Raw genomic sequence first — 17850 nt, forward strand, 5'->3', positions numbered from 1 at the left:
CGCGGATCACCGTATGAGGCGACCAGGCGACGTCCGAGAACTGCGCCGCCCGGTCGCCTCGGTCCCCTCCTGGGAAGGTTTCAGCCGGGCAGCGAACTGCGCTCCCCGCCGTGGACGGCCACCACGGTTCCGTTCACGTAGCTGCTGCGGCCCTCGACCAGGAACAGCACGACGTCCGCGATCTCCTCGGGGTCGCCGATCCGGCCGCGCGCGTTCACCTGGTCCATCGTGTCGGCGTAGGCGGCCAGCAGCGGTTCCGTCCCCGGTGTGCGCACCGGCCCCGAGGCGACTCCGTTGACCCGGATGCCGGCGCCGCCGAACTCGGTGGCCCAGTAGCGGGTCAGCGTCTCCAGCGCCGCCTTCGAGGCGCCGTAAGCGGCCCCGACGGGCGCGACCGAGGTGGCGGCTGTCGAGCTGACGTTGACGATCGCGCCATGGCCGCGTTTGACCATTCCGGGCGCCAGCGCCGCGACCAGCTGGAACGGCGCCCGGGTGTTGATCGCCAGGTGCCGGTCGAAGCTGCCGGTGCTCGTGCCCGGGGTCGAGGTGAACTCGTACACCCCGGCGTTGTTCACCAGGATGTCCACCTCCCCCGCCTCGGCCGCCAGCCGCTCGACGTCCTCGGCGTTCGCCAGATCGGCGGCGACGAACCGCGCCCGACTCCCCCGCTCGGCGATCGCGGAGACCAGTTCGGCTCCCCGGCGCGCGTCCCGGCCGTGGACCACGACCTCGGCCCCGTGTTCCGCGAGCCGCGCCGCGACGGCCCGGCCTATACCCGCCGTGGCACCGGTCACCAAGGCCGTTTTCCCTGCTAGTTCAGACACGCCGACTCCATTCTGGGTTGATGAACCCAATTCCTAGCGCACACTCTTTGGGTTGCGCAACCCAGTCGGCTAGGGTGGCCACGTGGCATTGACGCGCAAAGGGCAGGCGACCAGGGAACGCATCCTCCAGGCGGCGACCGAGGTCATCGCCCGGCACGGCGTGGCCGGCACCAGCAACGAGGACGTACGCAAGGCCGCCGGCATCAGCGGGTCGCAGCTCTACCACTACTTCGACAGCAAGCAGGCCCTGATCAGGGCGGTCATCACCCGCCAGGCCGAGGTGCCGCTCGTCCCCGGCCAGCCGATCATGGGCGCCCTGGACAGCTTCGACGCCCTCCAGGCCTGGGCCGACGCCGCGATCGAACACCAGGAGCACAACAGCGGCCGCGGCGACTGCACGCTGACCTCCCTGGCCGGTGAGCTGAGCCCCACCGACGAGCAGACCCGCGAAGACCTCTGCAACGCCTTCCAGCGCTGGCAGTCCCTGCTGCGCAACGGCCTCCAGGCCATGCACGAACGAGGCGACCTGCGCCCCGAGGTCGACCTCGACGAGTTGTCGATGGCCATGCTCGCCGCCTTGCAGGGCGGCAGCCTCCTGAGCCAGACCCTGCGAACCGCGGAACCGCTGCGGGCGTCGATGAACGCCGCCCTCGCCTATGTCCGCTCCTTCGCCGCCTGATGCCCACGCCGGTCTGAACGACCTCACGTTCGCGCGAGTCCCTGCCGCCCACACCCATGAGAGCCACGACGCAAAGGGCCGGGCCGGGACTTCCGCGTGGGGAGCCCCGGCCCCGCCTGCGGCACGAGCCGGACGAGACGTCCTAGCTGTGGATGGTGAAGCAGACGCTGTCCGGGTAGCTCGCGTCGACCGGCGCGGACGCCACTCCGCCGCAGAAGAGGGAGTTGTTGGTGAACGCTCGGTTCACGGTCAGCTTGACCCCAGTGGCTTTGCTTTCGTGACCGCTCCACTGGAAGTAGTTGTTGCTGCCGTCCGAGGCGTAGACGTAGCCGGTAATAGTGTTGCCGGACTTGGCGGGCGTCACGGTCTCGAAGTCAACGGTCGTTCCCGAGCCGGACACGTAGACGCAGTACGCCGTGCCGCACTTCGAGGCGGTGAACGGCCCGGACCCTGCGAACCTCCCCCTTGCCGAAGCCGGCCTTCCCAGCGGTGCTTGTGCGAATGTGACGGGCCATCATTGATTTCCCTCCCCTGATACTGCAATCACAGTGCGGACGACGCCTCTTGATTGCCGGCGGCCGTTCGCTGTTCGGGAGACTAAACGCCCCCGAAGTTGGCCCCTTGACAATGCGTGCACGAGTCCTTGCCGATGCGTCTCCTACCTGGCACGGGTTGGTCGCGTCGGGCGCCGCCAGGCGTTGCGGCGACTGAAAACACCGGGGTCCCGGAAGGCCCCGAGCGAGTTGCCCTCGCGTCCCGACCCGGGCCTTGCGGGAGCGCTCCCAGGGGCTGGATGATGCCTGGCGTGATCACCGAGGCAACGCTGCGGCCCTATCGGCCCGAGGACCAGGACGCGGTGGACGACATCTGCGTGCGGACGGCGCTGGACGGTGGGGACTCGCGGGAGGTGTATCCCGATCTGCGGCTGATGCCGAGCCTGTTCGCCGCGCCCTATGTGCGGTTCGAACCCGACCTGGCGTTCGTGGTGGACGACGGGCGACGGGCGGTCGGGTACATCGTGGGGACGGCCGACACCGCCGCGTTCGCCGAGTGGTTCCGGAGTGAGTGGCTGCCCGGGCTGGTCGCGCGGTATCCGGCGCCGACCGGGCCCGCGACCACGCCGACCGAGGCGATGGTGGAGCTGATGCACCGCCCCGAGCGGATGGTGCTGCCCGAGCTCGCCGCCTACCCCGCCCACCTGCACATCGACCTGCTGCCGAGCCACCAGCGGGCCGGCTGGGGGCGCCGGCTGATGGCCGCGTTCCTCGCCCGGCTGCACGAGAAGGGCGTGCCCGCCGTCCACCTCGGCATGGTCACCGCCAACACGTCCGCCCGCGCCTTCTACGACCGGGTCGGCTTCCACGAGATCCCCGTCCCCGCCCCCGGCCCGCTCACCTACCTCGGCCGGGCCACCTCCTCGTGACGCCACCGCCAGCGCCCTGGGCCATGATCCGGTCGGCGTAGTCCGGGCCGGGCCCTGTGCGGCCCGGGGCCCGACTCTCCCCTGGCAGTCGGCGCACGAGCTCCCCTGCCACTGGACTCTCCCCCTACGGGAGGGCTGAGCCTACGAACGTGCCGCAGCGCCGTCGACTCGGCGGACGCGGCAGGTCAGGGCAGGCGAGTCGGAGAGGACGGACCCGTGGGTTTTGCGGGCAGGGCAGCGGTGGTGACGGGTGCGGGATCGGGCGTGAGCCGGGCGGACGGCTCGGCGTCCACGTACGGATCCGGGCGACCTGCGGCGGCCATTGCAATGGCTCCGAGGTTTCCGAGGGTGGAGGCGAGCTGAGTGCCGACAGCGGAGGAACTCATCGGATACCAGGTCGCGCGCGACCTGGTATCCGCCCTGCGTGACGCGGCCCCGTCGCGGGAGTTCGCCACGCTCGAAGCCGCCTGCGGCCGGATGGACGGACTCGCTCTGCGCGAAAGGGTCGACCTCCTGGCCGGCGCGCTCCTCGCGGACGTGCCCGGTGAGTACGGGCCGCTCGCCGCGGTCGTCACGGCGGCGCGCGACGGCGCGCGAGGCCTGGACGGGTGGATGATCTGGCCGGTCACCGTCGCGGTCGCCCGGCGTGCCGTCGCCGACACCGGTGAGGACACCTTCGACGACGCCATGACGCTGCTGGCTTCGCTGACGCCGCGCCTGAGCGCCGAGTTCGCGCTCCGCCTGATGCTGCGAGCCGATCTCCATCGCGCGCTGCGGACCGCCCGGGCGTGGGTCACCTCCGATGACGCTCACGTACGCCGCCTGGCCAGCGAAGGCACCCGCCCCTACCTGCCGTGGGCGCTTCGCGTGCCCGGTCTCCTGGCGGAGCCCGGGATCACGGTGCCGATTCTCGACGCCCTCCACGACGACGAATCCGAGTACGTACGCCGGTCGGTGGCCAACCATCTCAACGACCTCAGCCGGGATGCCCCGCAGGCCGCGGTCGAGGCGGCGGCACGCTGGCTGCGGAACCCCGCACCAACGACGGCCCGGGTCGTACGTCACGGTCTGCGGACCCTGGTGAAGAAGGGCGATGCCGGCGCACTGGCTCTCCTGGGGTACGCCGCAGCCGATGTCGTCGTCGACGGCTTCCGCGTGCTCACCCCGGAGGTGGCCTTCCCGGGCTCGCTCAGGTTCTCCGCGACCGTGCGCAACGACGGAGCCGAGCCCGCTCGGGTGGCCCTCGACTACGTCGTCCACCATCAGCGCGCCAACGGCACCCGCACCCCGAAGACCTTCAAGCTCGCGACGCCGACACTCGCGCCGGGCGAACGGTTCGGCGTCGATCGGGAGCATGAATTCCGCCCGATCACGACGCGGCGCTACTACAGCGGTACCCACGCCGTGGCACTCCAGGTCAACGGGCAGGCAACCGAGCCGCTCCCCTTCGTACTGACCGGTGTCGTGAGCACGAAGGGCACCTGATGAAAAACTTCGAGCCCTCTGGTCACTTCACGGTTCCGGTCTGATCCCCCTCGCCCGCGTCCTGGTCGTAGGGAGAGGGCTGGTTGAAGATGACGGCGAGCGAGACGATCCTGCCGTCCCGGACCGAGAAGTAGGTGCTCATGATGAGCACCTCGGGCAGGCTCGTCTTGTCGTAGGTCCCGTCGAAGCGGCCCCGGACGATGATGTCGCCGTGGTGGTCGAGCACCTCGACCGGCTCGACGGTGACCGAGTCCCCGACGAATTCCTTGGCCATGAACGCACGGATCGCCGCCGTACCGCGAATTTCGCGGCTGTTGTCGTTGACATAGGCGTCATCGGTGAACGTCGCCATGATCGCGTCCAGGTCGAAGTCGTTGATTGCCTTGATGTGCCGGGCGACGACGTCGGGCGCCTCGGCAAGGGTGATGGTCTTCATTACGGTTCTCCTCAGCTACCGAGCGATGCGTTCTCCTTTCACCGTGGGAGCGCCCGCAGCGGGAGGGTCAAGGCTCCTGTTGAGGCTGGACTCTCCCGTTGCGGGAGGGTTCAGACTGGAGGCATGAGCGCCCCTCTGCTGTCGATCGGTGACTTCGCCCGCGCGACGCACCTGAGTGTCAAGACGCTGCGCTACTACCACGAGAGCGGGCTGCTCGAACCGGCTGAGGTCGACCCGCACTCCGGGTACCGCCGCTACGAGGTCGACCAGATCCCCACGGCGCAGGTGATCCGCCGCTTCCGCGACCTCGGGATGCCGATCGACGACGTGCGTGCCGTACTGCGGGCGCCCGACCCCGACACGCGAAACCGGCTCATCAGCCGCCACCTGCGTCGCCTGGAGGCCGAGCTCGGCCGGACCCGGACGGTCATCGCCTCGCTGCGCGACCTGCTGGAACGCCCTGCCACCGACCGGCCCGTCGAGCACCGGCACCTGCCCGCGACCCGGGTCGCCGCCATCTCGGCGACCGTGAGTACCGCCGACATCGGCGCCTGGCACCAAGGCGCACTCGGCGAGCTCTACGCCACGGTCTCCTCCCAGAACCTCGACACGGCCGGCCTTGCGGGAGGCGAGTACGACGACAGCCTGTTCACCTCCGAGGAAGGGTCCGCCACCGTCTTCCTCCCGGTCGCCGCGTCGTTCCGCCCGGTGGGCCGCATCGAGCTCCTGGACCTGGCGCCGGTCGACCTCGCCGTCGTCGAGCACCGCGGCCCCGAAGAAGGCATCGACCGTGCTTACGGAGCGCTTGCGACCTACGTCGCCAAGCACGCACTGGCGGTGACCGGACCCATCCGGGAGTTCTATCCGGTCAACCGCCACCACACCGGCGACCCCGCCAAATGGCGAACCGAGATCGGGTGGCCCATCTTCAACACGGGCCCGTCGCTATTCGCTACCGGGGACTGACCAAGAACGATGTGAAATACACGTTGGTGGCGTGCGAGCCGGGCGGTATGACGGAGAAGGGCCCCGGCGGGGTAGGGCAATTCGCGGCGGCGTAAAGACTGATCTTGAAATCTACCGTCTGGTTGTACAGTTCCTTGCCTGCCGGCGTGCCCACGGTGTAGCAAAGGCTCCCGGCCGGAGCGTAGACGTGCTGAATGCCGGCCGTGTCCGTCCACAAGATGAGGTTGCTGGACGCTACAGCGGTGGTACTGGGGCTCAGGCTGAGGGTCGCCGCAGCGGTCGCCGCGGCGACTGCGAACACCCTGGCGGCATGCTTCAGGCGCATGGGCTTCTCCCTGTCCGACTACCGCAGGGGCCAGGACGGCCACCACGGGAGAGCAGCGATCCTGGAACGCCACAGACTGTAGGGGGTGCACGCCCACGCAGCCACACCCGACCTCGGACGCCGTCGCAAACTGGCCATCGTCTTCTCCGGGACCACCGCCCGGTCGTGGACGCTCGGCTCCACAACCGTGTCCTGAGTGAGGCGCTGCCGTCTCGGCAAGCAGGTGTAAACGGCAAGCGGAAGGAGCCCCATGCTGAGGCATTCGTGGAGGGTGTGCTGGTCCACGAGAGCGAGTTGGCGCTGTTGATCGAGGAACGCGGGGTTCTCGTCGCCGGCGACATGCTTTCCGATGTCCTGATCCCGATGCTCGACGCGAACGCCGCCGACCCGCTCGAGGACTGTCTCGCCGCGCTGCGACTGCTCGAAGGCGTGGCAGCGGGCGTCGATGTCCTCGTCCCCGGCCACGGGTCCACCGGCGGAGCTGACGAGCGGTCGCGGCCGGATGGTCAGTCGGTGGCGAGCAGGTGGGCGGGGGCGATGCGGGACAGGGCGCGGATCGGCAGGGTCAGGGCCGCGCAGACCAGGGCGGTCGCGGCGAGGGTGGCCAGGAGGGCGGCGCCGGTGACGGCGAGGAGGTGGCCGTGCAGCACTCCCCGGCCGAGCGAGAGCACGGTGGCGAAGCCGGCGGCCGCGCCCGTCAGGCCGCCCAGCAGGGCCAGTCCGATTCCCTCGTAGAAGGTCAGCCGGGCCAGTTCGCGGTTGGTCCAGCCGGTCGCGCGCAGCACCGCGAGGTCGGCGGCACGCTCGCGCTGGGAGAGGACCAGGACGTCCACGGCTCCGGCGGCGCCCAGCAGCAGGGACAGGGCGACGCTGAGGTAGTCCGCACCGCGGGCCTGGGCCACGACGGCGTTCCCGAGGAGCGGCCCGGCGACCTGGCCCTGGAAGGCCAGCGTCAGGGCGAGCAGCACGGTGAAGGCGGCGACCCCGAGCGCCAGCCCTGCCGCGCCGAGCAGCGTACGGCCGCGTACGCGCAGCAGGTTGACCGCGGCCAGGCCGGCCACCGAACGTACCGGCCGGGCACGGCGGGCCGCGGCCACCGGCGGCCGGACGGCTTCCATCGGGCCCAGCCGGGTGGCGAGCACGGCGGGGACCAGGCCCGCCGCCGCGGCCAGCCCCAGCGCCACCGGTAGTACGAGGAGCGACTTGGCGCCGGCGTCGGGCTGTCCCAGGAGGCGGCCGAGCCCGTACGCGAGCAGCGCGCCGGCGGCCCCGGCCGCGAGGCCGATTGCGGCCAGTTCGCCGAGGATCAGGCGGAGCACTTCGCCGCTGCTCCAGCCCAGGCAGCGCAGCGTGCCGATCTCGGTGCGGCGCGAACGTACCGAGGCGAGGGCCGCCTGCCCGAGGAACAGCGCGCACACCACGAGGACCAGCACGAAGAGCACGGCGCTCTTGGTGTCGACGGCGGTGAGGATCCGCAGCGCCACGCCCTTGTCGACCCAGCGCTCGGTGACGTGGGCGGCCGGGCTCAGCGCGACGGTCTGCGGGCGGGGCGAGCCGCCGACGGTGACATCGATCTGGAGGCCGGGGTAGGCGGTCCGGATTTCGCCGGCCACCGCGTCGACCCGCGCGCGGGAGACGGCGTCGACGCCGGTCACCCCCGCCACCCGGATCCTGATCGCGCTGACCGGCGCGGTGTCCTGAAGGTCGGGCACACGGCGGCTCTTGGTGAGCGCGGTGATGGAGTCCATCGTGGTGAGCATGGTGGGCGGGGGGCTGACGTAGCCGCCCAGGTTGCGGTCGGGCCGCAGCGGCCGGCCGTGCAGCGCCGCGCGGGTGGCGTCGTCGGCGCCGGTGACCTGCGGGGGCTGGTAGGTCTCCAGCGGTGCCTGGGACAGCGGCGAGAAGCCGGGGAGCTTGCCGGTGTCGTAGCGGCCGACCAGTTGGACGAAGGGACTGGGCAGGCGGCCCGAGTCGATGTTGTCGCAGATGCCCAGCCCCACGCAGTCCGTGGCGGCGTGGCTGGTCACCTTCCGGTACTGCGTGCCCTGGTTGTTCTCCTCGGGGACGTCGGGGAAGGGCTGCTGCTCGGTGTTGGTCACCCACAGGCCGGGCTTCTGCGCTGCTTGCGTGCGTACGGCGAGGTCGCCGCCGGCGGTGCGGCGGTAGTCGACCGGGCCGACCGTCCAGTACTCGTCGGTGTCGAAGGAGTCCGCGTTCAGCGCCTTGCCGAAGCCCTCGCTCAGGTCGGCGCCGACGGTGCCGACCATGGTGCCGTGCAGGCCGCGGACGAAGGTGTCGGCGCTGGGGTTGCCGAGCTTGGCGGGAAGCTGCGCCGGGTCGCCGATGTCGAGCCGCTCAACTGTGGCACTGAGGCTTCCGGTGGTCAGCGCGTTGTCGGCGAGCAGCGCCGGGATGTAGCGGTCGTGCTGTCCGTGAACGCTCTTGGCGGCCGGCACCACCCATGGTTTGTCCTGCTCGGTGAGCATGCGGCCCGAGACAATGGTGCGGCCCAGGCCCACCAGCCGGTTCTCGGCGACCGGGTCGATCGCGGAGAGCAGCACGGGGTAGGTCACCGGAATGTCGACGGTGGCCTTGCCCTGCCCGGACTGGCAGTTCATCCGCGAGTGCAGGTCGGGGTCGAACGCCGATCTCTCCCTGAGATCCTCGGCGATGATGTTCGGCCGCATCGCGTGGTCCATGTTCCACAGCGTCTGCTCGGTCTTGTCCCCGTTGTAGTAGAAGCAGACGTCGTACTTGCCCTTCAGCAGGTACTGCCGGGTGTTGCGGGCGATCGCGCCCTTCTCCAGCGTGTCGGACTCGAAGACGTCCTCCGAGCCGGACGTCAGCGGGCTGCGGGTGAGGTAGACGTACTGGTCGGCGGTGCGGTACGTGCCCAGTCCCGCGGTGAGCGTCGGGCTGACGCGCAGGATCTGCCGGGTCGCCTTGCTGTCCAGGAAGCGGGAGACGTCGACGGTGACGGTGCTGCCCACCATGAGGTAGCCGATGTTGGCGACGGGGGCGGCCACGTCGACTCCGGCCATGCCGCGGATGCGGCGGTACTGCTCCATGGTGATGCCGCCGAACGTGCCCGACAGGAAGTTCGGCTCGACCAGGCCGCTTTGCCGCTCCACGTCGGTCCGGGAGTGCGGCGGACGCACCAGGACGTCGTACGCGGACCGCGCGTTCTTGCGCACCGTGCCGACGGTGGTCGCCTTGCTGGTACTGACCGCCGCGGTCAGCAGGGTGAAGCTGGTCGCCGCCACCAGGATCCCGGCGGCCAGCGCCAGTGCGCGGCCGCGCCGCCGGCGCAACTGCCCGAGGATGACCGCTGTCACGGGCGCAGGCCCCCCAGCCGGTCCAGTACGTCGCCGGAGGCGGTGACCCGCTGGTCCGAGGTGATCCTGCCGTCCTGAAGGCGCACCACCCGGTCGCCGTTGGCGGCGACCTCGGGGTCGTGGGTGGCGATCAGCATCGTCATCCCGAACCGCTCGCGCAGGCTCATCAGCAGGTCGATGATCTCCCGCCCGATGACGCTGTCGAGGTTGCCCGTCGGCTCGTCGGCCAGCAGCAGGCCCGGCCGGTTGATCAACGCGCGGGCGACGGCGACGCGTTGCTGCTGTCCGCCGGACAGCTCCGAGGGCAGGGCGCCGGCGCGCCCGTCCAGGCCGACGGCTTCGAGCAGTTCCATGCCGCGCTCGCGCCGGTCGAAGCCGACCCTGCGGGGCAGCACCGGGGCGAGCACGTTGTCCAGCGCGGTCAGGGCGGGCAGCAAGTGGAAGCGCTGGAAGACGAACCCGATGCGCCGCCGGTGGGCGTCGAGGTCGCGTGGCCGCAACTCGGTCCCGTCGATCTCGACGGTGCCCTCGTCGGGCCGGTCCATGCCGCCGGTCACGTGCAGCACCGTGGACTTGCCGGCGCCGGACGGCCCGGTCAGCATCACCGCCTCGCCCGGAGCGACTTCCAGGTCCACCCCATCCAGCGCGACCAGTCCCGGATACCGCCGGCTCACCCCGCGCAACGCCACGCTCACAGCCATGGGCGCGTCCTCCCCCTCATACATTGTGGCAATGCACGGGTATGTTGTCACAATGCAGAAGGGACGTATATGCCGCTCCACCACGCCGTACTCGCGCTGCTGATCCCGCGGCCCAACCACGGGTACGAGCTCAAGGCCCGGTTCGAGGAGACCATCGGCCCGCAGTGGGGTGGCCTGAACATCGGTCACCTCTACCAGATCCTCGAACGGCTGGTCCGGGACGGATACGTCTCACGCTCGCAGGTCACCCAGTCCGACCGGCCCGACAAGAACCTCTACACGCTCACCCCCGAGGGCGACGCCGAGGTCCGCGCGTGGGCCACCTCGGCCTGGGTGCGCACCGGCGGCTTCCGCGACGAGCTCTTCCTGAAGCTGCTGGGCGCCGTCGCCCTGGGCCCGCAGGCCCTGGCCACGCTGGTCGAGTCGCAGCGGCAGACGTACCTGTCCGAACTGGCCGGCCTGGCCCGCCAGCGCCGCGCCCACGCCGACGAGCCACTGGTCGCCGTACTCATCGACGCCGCGATCGCGCACACCAAGGCCGACCTCGGCCTGCTGGACAGCGCGACGCAGCATCTGGGCCCGCTGGCCGAGGCTCACGGCGCGCAGGCGCCATCCAGTGCGATTCCCGCCCGGCGGGAGGCCCCCACCGAATCGTCACCGGGGACGCCCGCCTGACGGGACCACAGCAGTGAGGGTTGCACGGTAGGGGCCGGCTGACGGCGGCTCGGCGGCTTGCCGCGCTCGGAGCCGCCGGTGATGGCCTACCGGTGCCTGCCGGCGTCCTTGACCGACTCCTTGGCCCCGCGGCCCTTGCCCACGGTCTCGGCCGCGTGCCCCTTCGCGGTCAGGGTCCTGTCGCCCTTGGCGCGCCCGGCTGCCTGGGCGAGCTTGCCGACCATCTGCTCGACCTTCGCCCGCACCTTCTCGTTGGCGGACATGCCGCTCACCTTCCTCGTTTGCCGGTGACAACGTCTCACGGTGCGTCTGATCGCTCGAGGCCCCGCTAAACACCCGGGCCCTCCAGTGCGGGATCACGAACTGCTTCTGAGCTTGTTCTTCAACCTCCGCCCCTACTCTGACGCTCTCCTCCCCTTAATGGTCCTCCCCTTAATGGGTGATCACGACGAGCTGATCCGACACACTGGTTCGATGCGGCGCGATGACGAACAGCCTTTGTCCGGCGGCAACGTCAATGGTGGTGTCGTTCGCGTCGGGGACACCGTTCGCCGTCCGGCCGGAGTATGGACCTCCGCCGTGCATGCCCTGCTTGCCCACCTGCACGAGGTGGGATTCGGCGCGGCGCCTCGTCCGCTCGGCATTGACGATCAGGGGCGTGAGGTCCTGACCTTCATGCCGGGAGAGGTGGTCTGGCCCGACCGGTTCTCGCTGATGGAACCCGCTCGACAACTGGCCCGCGTGGCACGGCTGATCCGGGACTTCCACGATGCCGTGCAGGACTTCACGCCGCCGTCCGATGCGCGGTGGCAGACGCTGATTCCCGCTGAGGGCAGTGACATCATCGCCCATAACGACCTGGCGCCCTGGAACCTTGTGGTCGCAGACGAGGCGCGGTGGGCCTTCATCGACTGGGACGCTGCAGGTCCCGGCTCGGCCCTGTGGGATGTCGCATACGCCGTTCACGGGTTCGTCCCGCTGTCCGCGCATCCGCACTGGCAGAGCCCGGACGCGGCGGACCGACTGCGAGTCTTCGCCCGCGCCTACGGTCTCGCTGAGTCCGAACGTCGCCGGTTGGTCCCTCTGTTGGGGCGCCGTACGCGTTCCATGCACGACTTCCTGCGCAGCCAGGCAGCCCAAGGAGCCCAGCCCTGGGCAAGGCTGTGGGCTGAAGGCCACGGCGACGCCTGGCGAAACGACGCCGAATACATCGAGCAACGCGAAGACCAGTGGATGCAGGCCCTGCTCGCTGGCTGAGGCAGCAGTGTCCGTGCCTGGCCCGGCGTCGAACGACATCTCGAACTGGGTCACTCACCTGGGCATTCGCCGGACATTGAAGCGGCCTTCCTGATCATGTGCTCCGACCAAGGTGCACCTATCGAGACGAAGGCCGTGAGGATGAGTCTGCTGCCTTACAGTGGTCCCGGGGAGGCGTTCGCGCAAGCGTCACGCTTCCGGAAGGACTTATTCGACTGTCTGACCGTGCGCGGGGAGAACTGTTCGAACTCGTGGATGCATTGTTGTGCGCGGACGGTCCTCGGATCAGTTCATCCCCGGCTGGCCGTACTCCTTCGTCGCCGCTCTCGAATCGGGCCGGACGTCCTGGTGCCAACTCCTGGACGCCGTCCGTCCCGGTCCCTGGCAAGCATGCCGTAGATCGCGTACGGGACAATCCTCAGAGGCACCCGGAGTGATCGGTGGTTTCCAGGCTGACCAGGAGGTCGCCTGCGTGCACGTTCAGGAAGGAGCCGCCGCGATCACGTACCCGACCATTCGGCGCCCGAAATCCACTCGCATGCCCCGCACCCCTCCCCGAAAATCCGGCCCACCCGGACAACGGCCGGGCCGGAGATCTACTGTCTGCCCCCCAAGTACGTCGCCACGGCCTTCGGCATGGGCCGGCAGGAGACGTTGACCCACCTCGCCGACCGGATCGACGCCACGGTCGTCTCGCGTCGGGAGCCCATTCCGTCCTGACCGTCGGTCAGAGTTCGTAGGGATAGAGAGCGATCTTCTCGCGCTCTACGAAGAGCTCGACCCACGTGCCGACGACGCCATCAGGCAATGGATCGGCCAGCTCCAGCAGGATGTTTGCGTCACCCAAGCGCAGCACCGCCACACCGTCTTCCTCAAGGCTCAGCCGCCCCCGCAGGACAACACAGTGCCCGCCGGGGCGCACCTCAGGCCCGGCCCCGATTGCCGGCTTGGCATTCCGCCCCCAGACGATCACCTCGTCGACAGTCCACTCCACGTGGTATTCGCCGGGCTCAGCCCCCGGATCCCCGCACCAACGGACAGCAGTGCGACCGAGCGCCGTCTTGACCTGGGCCAGCACAGGACTCCACGAGAACTTCGCGATCTTCTCCAACTCGACCAACACCGCTCGATCATGCAGCATCCACCTCACGGGAGAAACCTGCGCCATTCAGGCGCCGCCTCCCACGGATTCGGATGACGAAGGTGTGGTTTCAGGTTGGCGTGGCACGACCTGGGTGTGAGAGGGTCGGACGGTCCCGACAACAGGTGCTGCCGGAGCACCCGAGGGCCTGTGGCCGAACCAGCGGGCGTAAGAGGCGGCTCACGGGGCGGCCGCACGCGTGACGTGCGAAACGGCGTCCTGAGTAGGCCCCGCTGGATCCGGCCTTTGCGTGGTCACACGCACCCGTCGCTGTCTCCCTGATCGATGTCAGATGCGGACTGTACCTTCCCCACATGGGCGTGTATTTGGTGAGCGTCGGCGCGGAGGAATGGTTCGATGACGAGGAAGACGGGTGGGGCGAAGTCGCCTCGGCACTCAACACCGAACTCAGGCGACGGAGCCTGCCGCCCTATGAGAACGTCCCTGCGGAGACAGCCTTCGTACCAGGCTCAGGGCAAGCCTTCGAGGAGAAACTGACCCCGCCCATGACCGGATTCCTCGCCTTGTGCGAGACCCACCTGTCGCAAGCGGAAGCAGAGACCCTTTGTGGCTGGACGGTGCTCGTGCCTTTTGCGCTCGACGAGGCGATCGTGTTGCCCATCGACGCCGGTTACGGCGAGCCGACGGTGGTCGTCGGCGCTCCCCGAGCGCTACCCCTCGCGGAGAAGCTGGCAGCAGCCATCGATCTGCCGCCCGAGACCCCAGTGACATGCGACAGCCTTGACCTGACCATGTGGTTCCGCTCCGAAGGGGCGAAGCATCTGGGGAGCAACCGACCAGGACCGTGGAGTGATGACCTCGACAGAGCCTTCTACGTTGCGCTGTTCCTGCGAGCTGCCCAGCACTCGATCCGCCGCGGCTGCCCCATCGTCTGCACCTGAGATTCGGTCCCGGGTCCCGAGTCTCACTAGCCTCGGGCTTTCATGAAGTGGGCTGTCCGACAGGCGGTCAGCAACGCAGAAAGTGCCTCTGACTAGCAAGAATGAGGATTGTCGAGGTCCTTGTTCCCGCTGCAGCCGGAGGCACTTCCCAGGTGAAGCACCCTATCGGGTCCTATCCCCGTACCCGCGTTCAGGGCGACGGCCGTCAGATCGTCTCCCAGGCCGGGTCGGTCCTGCTCGTTGAAACGGTCCGCATGACCGGCCTTGACCAGGCCATATCCGCAGCTCTGGCTCCGTGGCGCAAACCGCGGGCCGTCCACGATCCCGGCAAGGTCCTCCTGGACCTCGCCCTGGCCGTCGCACTGGGCGGGGACTGCCTCGCGGACATCGCGACGTTGCGGTGCGAGCCGGCTTTCTTCGGCCCGGTCGCTTCCGACCCGACGGTCTCGCGCGTGATCGACACCCTCGCCGCCTCCGGCGAGAAAGCCCTGCAGGCCATCCGGGCCGCACGGGCCGAAGTCCGCAACCGGGCCTGGGCACTGGCGGGCAAGGACGCCCCGGATGCCGATGGGCAGGTCACCGTCGACCTCGACGGTGTCCTGGTGATCGCGCACTCCGACAAGCAGGACGCGACCGCGACCTGGAAGAAGACCTACGGCCACCACCCCCTCGTGGCGTTCGTCGACCACGGCTCGGGCGGAACCGGAGAACCGGTCGCCGCTCTCCTGCGACCAGGCAACGCAGGCTCGAACACGGCCGCCGACCACATCACCACCACCCAGCTGGCCCTGACCCAACTGCCGAAGAAGTACCGGCGAGGACGGCAGACGCTGATCCGCACGGACTCCGCCGGCGGCACCCACGCCTTCGTGTCCTGGCTCGCAAAACGAGGCCGATGGCTGTCCTACTCGGTCGGAATGGTGATCACCGAACCCGTCCACGAACACGTGCTGAAGATTCCGGCCTCGGCCTGGACCCCGGCTGTCGAGGCCGACGGCACGGTCCGCGACGGGGCCTGGGTCGCCGAGCTCACGGGCAAGCTGCTGGACGGCTGGCCGAAGGGCATGCGTTTGGTGGTGCGCAAGGAACGGCCGCATCCCGGGGCCCAGCTGAGTCTCACCGACGCGGACGGCATGCGGATCACGTGTTTCGCGACCAACACCTCTGATCGGCCGATCGCCGACCTGGAGTTGCGCCACCGGCTGCGGGCCCGGGCCGAGGACCGCTTCCGCGCCGCCCGCGCCACCGGCCTGCGCAACCTGCCCCTCCACCACACCGCGCAGAACCGGATCTGGCTGGAGATCGTCCAGATCGCCTTGGACCTGCTGGCCTGGATGGCCGTGCCCCGGCTGACCAGCACACTTCCCGCCCCGACAACAGCACCACCCGACCCGGAGCAGTGGAACCCGGCGCCCACCCGACGCGACAGCCGGGCAACCGGCTTGCCCACCATCAGCTCCGGAAAGCGAAACGACCCACCGACTCCGCCGGCGGACGCTCAAGAAAGATCGAGGCTAGCAGTACCCCTGGTTGTGAGAACCGTGCGGCACAGGTCCGCAAGTCGGCGTCCCGCAGGTGAGGAATCAAGGAGAGCGAGTCTGGGGAACCCGTGAGCACCGGGTGGCGAAAATCAAGGTTCTGTCTTCGATTTCGTGAATGATCTTCGGCTTCTGGCATGGCCTGACGAACTCCTGCTCACGATCGGAAGACGGCGGTGTTCTCAGGTGGCAGAGTCGCCGCCTCCTCAGTGTCCGGCCGGGGCTCCCCGTCAAGGGCGCCTTCGGCGTCGCTCACTCGATGGGTTCGACCCCATGCCGTCAGTGAGCCTCTTTCATCCTGAGTTTTCGCAGGTGAGGAGGGTGTGGGTGGCGGCGATGAGTTTGCTGATGCGGCGGGGGCTGCGGCGGGCGGCGCGGTCAGCGGACCGGGCGCAGCACCATATATCTGCGGCCGTAGGCGAAGAGCCTCGTTTCACCCACCCGATCGCTGTCGGCCACCGCCGCACGGTACTTCACGCCGTCGACGTAGAGGTAGCTTCCGTTCTCGATGCCCGGGGTGTCGAACACCGACCGGGGAATGCCCGTGTCCCGGGTCCATGAGGTGCGTTCCTCGCGGGTGAGCCAGAAGACCGGCTCCGTCGGCGGCCATGCCGGGACGACCTTCACGTCCTCCAGGGTGCCGGCGGCGGCACCGGCACCGGTGTTGCCGGCCTCCCAGGCGATCAGGCCCGGCACGCCGTGATAGGTCAGGAAGAACGTCTGCTGGATCGGGTCGGTCAGCCCGAGGGGGCCTGCCTGGGCCAGGAGGGCGGGAACGATCCGGTGCCGGTAGAGGTCCAGCACACCGAGCACCGTTGCGCCGCGTGTCGTCCGCGCCTCGTCGATGATGTCGAGCGGGTCGACGCGCTGGAACGTCCTGAAGGCCACCAGCGTGGACAGGTCACCGTCGAAGGCGGGGCGGGCGTGGACCGCCGGCCGGGTCGGCAGTTGCGTCTGGAGAACGGCCTCGGGGCCATGGCTCCGAAGGGCGTCGACCAGGGCCGCCAGCCATTGCGCGCGTTCCACCGAGTTTGCCACCCGGTTCGCCGGGGTGGTCTCGTAGGCCGCGAACTGCTCAAGGGCGTCCGCGCAGGCACCCGTCATCAGGCGGGCGCCCCAGTCCTGCACGGAACTCCTCACCGTGGCCATGCGAATCCGGGCCGCGCTGCGGACGTACTGCTCCTGGCGGTCGAGGGCGACGTGCTCGTCAGGGCGGCGCAGGTAGGCGAGGACCAACCCGAGTCGGGCGTCGTCGGACCGCACCTCCTGACTGATCCCCCTGAGCAGGTCACCGGCCGGTGCCACGTGGAGCTCCAGTTCGTGCAGCAGGGTGACCGCCGCCTGGCCCGGGTCCGTTCCCGGGCCCGCCATCACGGTCACCTTGATGAACGACTCGTGCGGCGCGAGTATCATCTGGGGCTTGAGCAGGAGCGCCTCCGCGATCAAGGTGCCCTGCGGGGCCTGGGGCGGACTCACGAACACACCGGTGGACCCGTGCACGTCGACGCCCGAAGCGAGTGCGTCGATGAATAGGTGGCAGGTGAGGTTTCCGTCGACCAGGTCGAAAAGTTCACGTAACTGCGGGCTGAACGATTTCCGATTGTCGATCAAGGACTGCAATGACGATTTGACGGCGGCGGGAACGGCAGGCTGCCCACTGAACTTCATCATTTTCCTGACAATAGCCTCGGCCGGAGGCGCTGAACAGGCGGCCGACGCCGATGCGGCGAGAATGCGGAAAAGCGGAGGCCACCCTTTCACTTCCGGCCCTGAGTGAGCCTCTTTCATCCTGAGTTTTCGCAGGTGAGGAGGGTCGGGGTGGCGGCGATGAGTTTGCTGATGCGGCGGGGGCTGCAGCGGGCGGCGCGGAAGAGCTTCCAGGTCTTGAGTTGTGCGAAGGCGCGTTCGCCTGGTGCTCGCAGGCGGGCGTGGTCGCGGTTGTACTGCTGGTACTGGGCGGGCTGTTCGCGGTGACGGTAGTAGGGGGTGCGGACGGTGGCGCCGGCGCCTTGGTAGGCGCGGTCGGCCAGGACTAGCCTCGCGCTTTCGCGACTGCGGGTGTCCGATGCTTGATCAAATAAGCGAGGAGCGCATCTGACCTGGGACGATGGGACTTGTCCAGGGTCCATGTCGTCGTCAGGGAAGCTGCACTCCTCAGGTGAA

General features: G+C 69.2%; 17 protein-coding genes and 2 pseudogenes. 9 read left to right on the top strand and 10 right to left on the bottom strand.

Annotated features, from left to right (window positions below; genetic code table 11):
* Positions 1-80: 80 nt before the first annotated feature.
* Positions 81-794, bottom strand: a complete 714-nt coding sequence (locus ITX44_RS37360) for an SDR family NAD(P)-dependent oxidoreductase (RefSeq protein ID WP_307795658.1) — start codon at positions 792-794, stop codon at positions 81-83.
* Positions 795-906: 112 nt separating this feature from the next.
* Between ITX44_RS37360 and ITX44_RS37365 the strand changes: the two genes are divergently transcribed.
* Positions 907-1503, top strand: coding sequence for a TetR/AcrR family transcriptional regulator (locus tag ITX44_RS37365; protein WP_205363834.1), 597 nt, complete (start codon positions 907-909; stop codon positions 1501-1503).
* Between the two features lie 142 nt (positions 1504-1645).
* Here ITX44_RS37365 and ITX44_RS37370 read toward each other — a convergent pair whose 3' ends face one another.
* Positions 1646-1903 (bottom strand): hypothetical protein, encoded by a 258-nt coding sequence (locus ITX44_RS37370; RefSeq protein WP_205363835.1) that lies wholly within the window; start codon positions 1901-1903, stop codon positions 1646-1648.
* 396 nt (positions 1904-2299) lie between these two features.
* Between ITX44_RS37370 and ITX44_RS37375 the strand changes: the two genes are divergently transcribed.
* Together ITX44_RS37375 and ITX44_RS37380 are read left to right on the top strand one after the other, a co-directional pair.
* Positions 2300-2926: a GNAT family N-acetyltransferase gene (locus ITX44_RS37375; protein WP_205363866.1), complete on the top strand. Its 627-nt coding sequence runs from the start codon at positions 2300-2302 to the stop codon at positions 2924-2926.
* Positions 2927-3289: 363 nt separating this feature from the next.
* A complete protein-coding gene (locus tag ITX44_RS37380; RefSeq protein WP_205363836.1) occupies positions 3290-4411 on the top strand; it encodes a YhaZ family DNA alkylation repair protein in 1122 nt (373 codons plus the stop codon).
* Between the two features lie 22 nt (positions 4412-4433).
* On the opposite strand, the gene ITX44_RS37385 is transcribed toward ITX44_RS37380, so the two are convergent.
* Positions 4434-4847 carry a nuclear transport factor 2 family protein gene (locus ITX44_RS37385; RefSeq protein WP_205363838.1) on the bottom strand — a complete coding sequence of 138 codons (414 nt, stop codon included), beginning with the start codon at positions 4845-4847 and terminating at the stop codon, positions 4434-4436.
* 123 nt (positions 4848-4970) lie between these two features.
* On the opposite strand from ITX44_RS37385, the gene ITX44_RS37390 reads away from it, so the two are divergent.
* Complete coding sequence (locus ITX44_RS37390) at positions 4971-5813, top strand: MerR family transcriptional regulator (RefSeq protein WP_205363840.1); 843 nt, start codon at positions 4971-4973, stop codon at positions 5811-5813.
* On the opposite strand, the gene ITX44_RS37395 is transcribed toward ITX44_RS37390, so the two are convergent.
* From ITX44_RS37395 to ITX44_RS37405, 3 genes are all read right to left on the bottom strand, one after another.
* A complete protein-coding gene (locus ITX44_RS37395; RefSeq protein ID WP_205363841.1) occupies positions 5800-6138 on the bottom strand; it encodes a hypothetical protein in 339 nt (112 codons plus the stop codon). The genes ITX44_RS37390 and ITX44_RS37395 overlap by 14 nt on opposite strands.
* A gap of 506 nt (positions 6139-6644) precedes the next feature.
* The gene (locus ITX44_RS37400; RefSeq protein WP_205363842.1) at positions 6645-9473 is read right to left on the bottom strand and encodes an FtsX-like permease family protein; all 2829 of its coding nucleotides are present in this window, start codon (positions 9471-9473) and stop codon (positions 6645-6647) included.
* Positions 9470-10174: an ABC transporter ATP-binding protein gene (locus ITX44_RS37405; RefSeq protein ID WP_236062345.1), complete on the bottom strand. Its 705-nt coding sequence runs from the start codon at positions 10172-10174 to the stop codon at positions 9470-9472. Before ITX44_RS37405 ends, ITX44_RS37400 begins: the two co-directional genes overlap by 4 nt.
* A gap of 69 nt (positions 10175-10243) precedes the next feature.
* On the opposite strand from ITX44_RS37405, the gene ITX44_RS37410 reads away from it, so the two are divergent.
* The gene (locus tag ITX44_RS37410; RefSeq protein ID WP_205363843.1) at positions 10244-10849 is read left to right on the top strand and encodes a PadR family transcriptional regulator; all 606 of its coding nucleotides are present in this window, start codon (positions 10244-10246) and stop codon (positions 10847-10849) included.
* 86 nt (positions 10850-10935) lie between these two features.
* Here the strand turns inward: ITX44_RS37410 and ITX44_RS37415 are convergent, their stop codons facing one another.
* Positions 10936-11112, bottom strand: a complete 177-nt coding sequence (locus ITX44_RS37415; RefSeq protein ID WP_205363844.1) for a CsbD family protein — start codon at positions 11110-11112, stop codon at positions 10936-10938.
* A gap of 211 nt (positions 11113-11323) precedes the next feature.
* Here ITX44_RS37415 and ITX44_RS37420 point away from each other — a divergent pair, with 211 nt between their 5' ends.
* Both ITX44_RS37420 and ITX44_RS41895 read left to right on the top strand, forming a co-directional pair.
* Entirely contained in the window at positions 11324-12106 is a 783-nt protein-coding gene (locus tag ITX44_RS37420) for a phosphotransferase enzyme family protein (RefSeq protein WP_205363845.1), read from the top strand.
* Positions 12107-12247: 141 nt separating this feature from the next.
* Positions 12248-12488, top strand: a pseudogene (locus tag ITX44_RS41895) (NF041680 family putative transposase); the annotation flags it as partial.
* A gap of 345 nt (positions 12489-12833) precedes the next feature.
* Here ITX44_RS41895 and ITX44_RS37425 read toward each other — a convergent pair.
* Positions 12834-13229 carry a hypothetical protein gene (locus ITX44_RS37425; protein WP_205363846.1) on the bottom strand — a complete coding sequence of 132 codons (396 nt, stop codon included), beginning with the start codon at positions 13227-13229 and terminating at the stop codon, positions 12834-12836.
* Between the two features lie 332 nt (positions 13230-13561).
* Between ITX44_RS37425 and ITX44_RS37430 the strand changes: the two genes are divergently transcribed.
* Both ITX44_RS37430 and ITX44_RS37435 read left to right on the top strand, forming a co-directional pair.
* Positions 13562-14149, top strand: a complete 588-nt coding sequence (locus ITX44_RS37430; RefSeq protein ID WP_205363847.1) for a hypothetical protein — start codon at positions 13562-13564, stop codon at positions 14147-14149.
* Between the two features lie 152 nt (positions 14150-14301).
* Positions 14302-15504, top strand: a pseudogene (locus ITX44_RS37435) (IS1380 family transposase); the annotation flags it as partial.
* Between the two features lie 561 nt (positions 15505-16065).
* Here ITX44_RS37435 and ITX44_RS37440 read toward each other — a convergent pair.
* On the bottom strand, positions 16066-17475 hold the full coding sequence (locus ITX44_RS37440) for a hypothetical protein (RefSeq protein ID WP_205363848.1): 1410 nt from the start codon (positions 17473-17475) through the stop codon (positions 16066-16068).
* Positions 17472-17850, bottom strand: a 379-nt coding sequence (locus ITX44_RS37445; protein WP_307795659.1) for a transposase family protein, incomplete at its 5' end; no start/stop codon positions are given. The genes ITX44_RS37445 and ITX44_RS37440, both read right to left, overlap by 4 nt.

It is taken from the genome of Actinacidiphila acididurans, assembly GCF_016918855.1.
Lineage (GTDB): Bacteria > Actinomycetota > Actinomycetes > Streptomycetales > Streptomycetaceae > Actinacidiphila > Actinacidiphila acididurans.